Origin of the sequence: Pseudomonas sp. C5pp, assembly GCF_000814065.1 — a bacterium.
Lineage (GTDB): Bacteria > Pseudomonadota > Gammaproteobacteria > Pseudomonadales > Pseudomonadaceae > Aquipseudomonas > Aquipseudomonas asiatica.
This window is the reverse complement of sequence record NZ_JWLN01000033.1, coordinates 65,281-71,335: the sequence shown is the minus strand read 5'-3', so window position 1 is coordinate 71,335 and position 6,055 is coordinate 65,281. Positions and strand designations below refer to the sequence as shown.

The window sequence follows — 6,055 nt, the reverse complement described above, 5'->3', positions numbered from 1 at the left end:
ACAACCGGTTTCTTTCGAAACCTTTCAACTTCAACAACTTACCGCTTGCCTCGAAGCGTTCAACGCTGCGAGGAGGCGAATAATACGCGCTTTGAGATCAGAGTCAACACCTTGATCTGAAAAAACTTTCTGCCAGCGTTTTACCTTCGTCGGCAACTAATGAAAGCGCCGCGAATCTGTAGAGAAACACCACCCAACGGAGCGTAGCGGCCATGAGCGATGCGCAAAGCGAGAAAACCCCGGGCCTGTCGGCGGACGAGGAGCAGGAAGTCAGCCTTAACCAACCGCCCCGCGCGGCAGTGCTGCACGAGATCATTCGTTACCAGGGCGACCAGGAACTGGAACGAACACTCGCCGCACTGTGGTGGTCGGCACTGGCCGCAGGCTTGTCCATGGGGCTGTCGCTCATGGCCATGGGGCTGTTCTACGCACGCCTGCCGGAGGGGGACAGTGCCCAGGTTATCGCCAGCATCGGCTATAGCGCAGGCTTCCTTGCAGTGATACTGGCGCGTCAGCAGTTGTTCACCGAAAACACCCTGACCGCCGTGTTGCCGGTAATGACTGCCCCCACCCTGGCCAACTTCGGGCGCCTGCTGCGCCTTTGGAGCGTGGTACTGCTTGGCAACCTCGCCGGCACCTTGCTGGTGGCCTGGGTAATGCTGGAGCTGCCGATCTTCGACAGCAAGACCGACGTGGCTTTCCTGGAGATTGGCCGCAAGGTCATGAAGAACGATGTCAGCCAGATGTTCGCCAAAGGTATCGTATCGGGGTGGATGATCGCCACCATGGTCTGGATGATCCCGTCGATGGAACATGCCAAGATCTGGATCATCCTGATGATCACCTATCTGATGGCCCTGGGCGACTTCACCCATATAGTGGTCGGCTCGGTCGAGGTGTCCTATCTGGTCTGGGCCGGCGATGAAACCTGGAGCAGTTTCTGGCTGGAGTTCGCCCTGCCGACACTGGCGGGCAACATCATCGGCGGCAGTTTCATCTTCGGATTGATCAGCCATGCACAGGTGCGCAGCGACAGCGGCAAACCGCCCTCGCGGCTACTGAAAGAGAACCGGCCACCCTCAGCGCGCCGCAACAACGGCAACGAATGAACTTCAGCGTGCCGCTACCACACGCTCCTTCGGCTGGCCCCGCTGACGCAAGGGCCGTGGCTGCCACCAGTTCTGCCCGGCGTGCGGAGAGTCAAGGCTGACCCGCTCCCCCATCTGCGGGGTGCTCAGGCGCACCTGTGCCTGGTTGGCCAGCGCCAGGATGCGTTCGAACGGTTCCTGCCAACCATGGATGGACAGGTCGAAAGTGCCGTTGTGAATCGGTAACAGCCAACGCCCGCGTAAATCCAGATGGGCCTGCAGGCTCTGCTCCGGCTGCATGTGCACATCGGGCCAGGCGACGTTGTAGGCCCCAGTCTCGATCAAGGTCAGGTCGAACGGCCCGAAACGCTCGCCAATCTGCTTGAACCCATCGAAGTAGCCGGTATCGCCACTGAAGAATACCCGCACATCCTCGTCGACGATCACCCACGACGCCCACAAGGTCCGGTTGCTGTCCAGCAGCCCACGCCCGGAAAAGTGCTGAGCCGGGGTGGCGACAAAGCGTACGCCCTCGACCTCGCTTTCCTGCCACCAGTCCAGCTGCCGCACCTTCGCCGGTGCCACGCCCCAGGTAATCAGCAGGTTGCCTACGCCCAGCGGGGCCAGGAACACACTTGTTCGCGGTGCAAGTTGGCGAATCGCCTGTTCGTCCAGATGATCGAAGTGATCGTGGGACAGTACCACCGCAGCCAATGGCGGCAATTGGTCCAGTGCCAAGGGTGGCGCATGGAAACGCAGCGGGCCGGCCCACTGCACTGGCGAGGCGCGCTCGGCGAACACCGGGTCGGTAATAAAGAAGCGCCCACGCAGCTTGAGCAATACCGTGGAATGGCCCAGGCGCCACAGGCTGCGGTCGGGCGCATCGAGCACCTGCTGGCGGGTCATGGGCTGGAGGCTGACCGGTGTGGCCGGCCGGGTTTGCGGCGGTTTGCGCAGGAACAGGTACTTGAGCCCGATGCGCAACTTCTTCAATACGCCATCCTGTGGCAACGACGCCTGGTTGTGAAAACGCCCTTCCCGCTGTGGCGCCGGCTCGCCGGCGGGGTTGGCCAAAGGGACCATCAGCAACACTCCGAGCAACAGGAAAGCCTTCATGCTACCCCACAGTGATCGGATCAACCATGAATTGGCTTGTAAGGTCATTTTTCGTCGATGAAACACTGTTCGACAATATTCATGCGAGTTATGCGATAAACGGTGCTTCAGCAGAAGAACGATGATCAAGATGGATAAACGCAGCGGCAAAGGACTTTCATTCGCCAAACGCATCTACCTGCCGCGGGTCATCGGCCTGGGAATCGGCCTGTTCAGTGTCATGGCCGCCATGGCGCCGCTGTCACCCCCCACCTGGGCATGGCTGCTGGTGCTGTTCAACGGCCTGTTGTGGCCACATGTGGCCTACCTGTGGGCAGCCCGTTCGGCCACGCCCTACCAGGCAGAACAGCGCAACCTGGTTCTGGACTCCCTGATGGGTGGGTTCTGGACCGCCGCCATGCATTTCAATCCATTGCCCAGTGTGACTGTGCTTTCGATGATGACCATGAACAACGTCGCCGCCGGCGGCAAACGCATGGTCGTTCGCGGGATGCTGGCCCAGTTGGCCGGCATGCTCGTCGCCATATTGTTGCTGGGCCCTGGCCTGCAACTGAACGCCACGCCCCTGCAGGTCTATGCCTGCCTGCCGATGCTGACGCTCTACCCACTGGCGCTGGGCTGGGTCTGCTACCAGCTGGCGATCAAACTGGCCGACCACAAGCGCCGACTGAGTACACTGAGCCTCACCGACAGCCTGACCGGCCTGCTCAACCACGGTGCCTGGAAAGACCTGCTGCTGCTGAAGTTCCAGGCCTGCCAGCAGCAAAAGGGGCACGCGGTGATTGCCCTGATCGACATCGACCACTTCAAGACCATCAACGACACGTTCGGTCACGTTGTCGGCGACTGTGTGCTGCGCCAACTCGGCGCCGAGCTGCGGCACAACCTACGCGAAGGCGACCAGGCCGGGCGCTACGGCGGTGACGAATTCTGCGTGATCTTGCCGGATACCAGCGAAGCCGAAGCGTGCCTGGCCATGGAGCGCCTGCGCGAGCGGGTCGCCAGCTACCGCAACCCGCAGTTGCCGCACCTGCGCATCAGCCTGAGCATCGGCCTTTCGGCATTCGAGGCCGACCTGGAGTCACCCGAGCACTGGCTCGAGCAGGCGGACAAAGCGCTGTATACCGCCAAGCATGCCGGGCGCGACCAGGTCAATTTTGCCCGCAGCGACGCTGCAACGCTCAGGCTGGCCTATCCTGATTGAACCTCCTTCCTGACTAACTGGCGGGAGGCTGTCTGAAGGAGCCGCTCGCGCATGGCCAGGACCGCCAACCTTCCAACCTCCAGCCCCACCCCGCGCTTTCAGGTGCGTCGCTTGATTGCCGGCTTCAGCGTAGTTTTCGGCCTGGCTTGCCTGGTCATCGTCGGCGCCCTGTTCAATATCGCGGGTACTCTTGACCATCAGGAGCGCCAGCGCAGCGCCTCGCAAGCATCCAAGGCGCTGGAGCAACGGTTGCTCGCATCGCGCCAATTCCTGTCCAGCTACGCCGTATGGGATGCTGCCTTCGAACACCTGGCGGGGCAGGCCGACTGGAAATGGGCCTACGAAGAAAAGAACGTGGGCGAGTCGCTGTACAGCGCCAGCGGCTATGAGGGAGTGTTCGTGGTGGAGGACGCACGCACCACCTACGCCTTGTTCAGAGGCCAGCCTACCCAGGCGGCGGCCAATACCTATATCGATGCAGCGCTGCAGCCAATCATCGACCAGGCCCGGGCAGCGGCCATCCCACGTGAACAGATCACCCGTTTCGTCCTGTTCAACGGTTGGCCGGCCGTGCTCAGTGCTGCGGCGGTGCGCCCGGACCGGGATGTCACCGAGAGCGAGGTCAGCCAGGCGCCGGTAATGCTGTTTGTCGACCAGCTCACCGAGGACAAGCTGGCGCAACTGAGCAGCGGTGCCGGCCTGACCGGTATGCACGTGGAGAAAAATGATGTGGGCGAGCACGGCCACCTGCGCATCGACCTCGGCGATACCGGCTACCACCTGTCCTGGAGCAGCCCGCTGCCAGGGCACCAGTTGCTGCGTGCTGTGTTGCCCCCGCTGTCGGGAGCCTTGCTGATACTTGGCCTGGTCATGCTCTACCTGTTCCGTCATGCCTTGCGCAGTTCGCGCGCGATCGACCTCACGCTCGCCCATCTTCAGCAGAGCAACCAGGCCCTGGAGGCCAGCGAACAGCGTTTTCGCGCGGTGGCTGAGTCGGCATCCGACTGGATCTGGGAAACCGATCGGCAGCAACGCCTCACCTATCTGTCACAACGTTTTGTCAACGTTACCGGTTACCCTGTGGGCGACTGGCTCGGCCACCCGCTCAATCAGTTGCTGGCCTGCGATACCACGCCGCTCTCGCCGTGGCTGGATGCCCTGGCCGCGGCCGACCCGCAACAGCTGGCCAACCTGCGCTGCACCTACCGTGACCAGAATGGCCAGAACCGCTACTGCCGCATTTCGGCCCGCGCCATCTGGTACGACGACAAGCCCGTCGGTTTTCGTGGCACCGCCAGTGACATCACCGACGAAGTCGATGCCCATGCACGCATCCAGCACCTGTCGCTGCACGACCCGCTGACCGGCCTGGCCAACCGCAACAAGCTAGCCCGCCACCTGGAACAGGCGCTGTTACGTGGGAGCGACTCGCCACCACTGACCTTGCTGCTGCTGGACCTGGACAACTTCAAGCCGATCAACGACTCTCTCGGCCATGCCGCCGGTGACGCGGTGCTGCAGGAGGTAGCGAACCGCCTGCGCGACACTACCCGCGACGGCGACCTGGTCGCGCGTTTGGGCGGCGACGAGTTCCTCCTGGTGCTCAGCGGCATGGACAACCGCAGCGAGATCGACCGTTTCTGTGCGCGCCTGATCAGCCTGCTGCAGCAACCGATCGCCTTCGATAGCCAGACCCTCCATGTTGGCGCCAGCATCGGAGTCGCCCAGACCCGTACCCAGGGCTTCGATGCCGGCGAGCTGATCCGCTGCGCCGATATCGCCCTGTACCAGGCCAAGGCCGACGGCAAGAGCACCTGGCGCTATTTCGCTGCCGAAATGAACCAGCAGATCCAGTACCGCCGCCAACTGGAGAACGACATGCGGCGAGCCCTGCGCAACCAGGAATTCGAGCTGCACTACCAGCCGCGCTACCGCCTCAGCGACCTGCGCATCGTCGCAGTCGAGGCCTTGCTGCGCTGGCAGCATCCGCAGGAAGGGTTGCTGGGGCCGGACACCTTCATCCCCTTGGCCGAACAGAGTGACATCATTGTCGCGCTGGGCCGCTGGGTGTTGCGCGAAGCCTGCCGCACTGCCCATGACTGGCCCGCCGATGTTCTGGTCTCCGTGAACCTGTCACCTGCGCAGTTCCAGCGCAGCGATGTGGTGGCGGATGTACGCGAGATCCTGCTGGAAACCGCTTTCCCCGCACAGCGCCTGGAGCTGGAAATTACCGAGAACGTGATGCTCAATGACATCGAAGGCGCACTGGGCACAATGCTGTCGCTCAAGGAGCTGGGCGTTCGCCTGAACATGGACGACTTCGGCACCGGCTACTCGTCGCTGGGCTACTTGCGCACCTACCCGTTCGACAGCATCAAGATCGACAAACGCTTCATCGGCGGGCTGAACAACACCGCTGGCAGCGACCGCGCCGTGGTCCAGGCCATCATCAACCTGGGTGAAGCGATGGGGCTGACCGTGACGGCCGAAGGAGTGGAAAGCGAGCAGCAGCTCAGGGCACTGCAGAAAGACCGTTGCCATGAAGTGCAAGGCTATTACCTGAGCAGGCCTCTGAACAGTGCGGGGCTCGAGGCGTTGTTGCAGCAGGCATCCCAGCGCTCGGCGCCCTACCTGTAGCGCGTGGAGG

At 62.4% G+C, this 6,055-nt stretch carries 4 protein-coding genes; 3 read left to right on the top strand and 1 reads right to left on the bottom strand.

Annotated elements, in window-relative coordinates:
* Window positions 1-212: 212 nt before the first annotated feature.
* A complete protein-coding gene (locus RR51_RS22965; protein WP_003258957.1) occupies window positions 213-1,109 on the top strand; it encodes a formate/nitrite transporter family protein in 897 nt (298 codons plus the stop codon).
* 3 nt (window positions 1,110-1,112) lie between these two features.
* Here RR51_RS22965 and RR51_RS22960 read toward each other — a convergent pair whose 3' ends face one another.
* Window positions 1,113-2,204: an MBL fold metallo-hydrolase gene (locus RR51_RS22960; RefSeq protein ID WP_039614779.1), complete on the bottom strand. Its 1,092-nt coding sequence runs from the start codon at window positions 2,202-2,204 to the stop codon at window positions 1,113-1,115.
* 130 nt (window positions 2,205-2,334) lie between these two features.
* On the opposite strand from RR51_RS22960, the gene RR51_RS22955 reads away from it, so the two are divergent.
* Together RR51_RS22955 and RR51_RS22950 are read left to right on the top strand one after the other, a co-directional pair.
* Window positions 2,335-3,408: a diguanylate cyclase gene (locus RR51_RS22955; RefSeq protein WP_039614780.1), complete on the top strand. Its 1,074-nt coding sequence runs from the start codon at window positions 2,335-2,337 to the stop codon at window positions 3,406-3,408.
* Between the two features lie 51 nt (window positions 3,409-3,459).
* Window positions 3,460-6,045 (top strand): bifunctional diguanylate cyclase/phosphodiesterase, encoded by a 2,586-nt coding sequence (locus RR51_RS22950; protein ID WP_039614778.1) that lies wholly within the window; start codon window positions 3,460-3,462, stop codon window positions 6,043-6,045.
* Window positions 6,046-6,055: the final 10 nt, after the last annotated feature.

Excerpts from the sequence above, each read along its gene's own strand:
- RR51_RS22955 (WP_039614780.1), top strand. The coding sequence starts at position 2,335 with ATGGATAAACGCAGCGGCAAAGGACTTTCATTCGCCAAACGCATCTAC.
- RR51_RS22965 (WP_003258957.1), top strand. The coding sequence starts at position 213 with ATGAGCGATGCGCAAAGCGAGAAAACCCCGGGCCTGTCGGCGGACGAG.
- RR51_RS22950 (WP_039614778.1), top strand. The coding sequence starts at position 3,460 with ATGGCCAGGACCGCCAACCTTCCAACCTCCAGCCCCACCCCGCGCTTT.
- RR51_RS22960 (WP_039614779.1), bottom strand. The coding sequence starts at position 2,204 with ATGAAGGCTTTCCTGTTGCTCGGAGTGTTGCTGATGGTCCCTTTGGCC.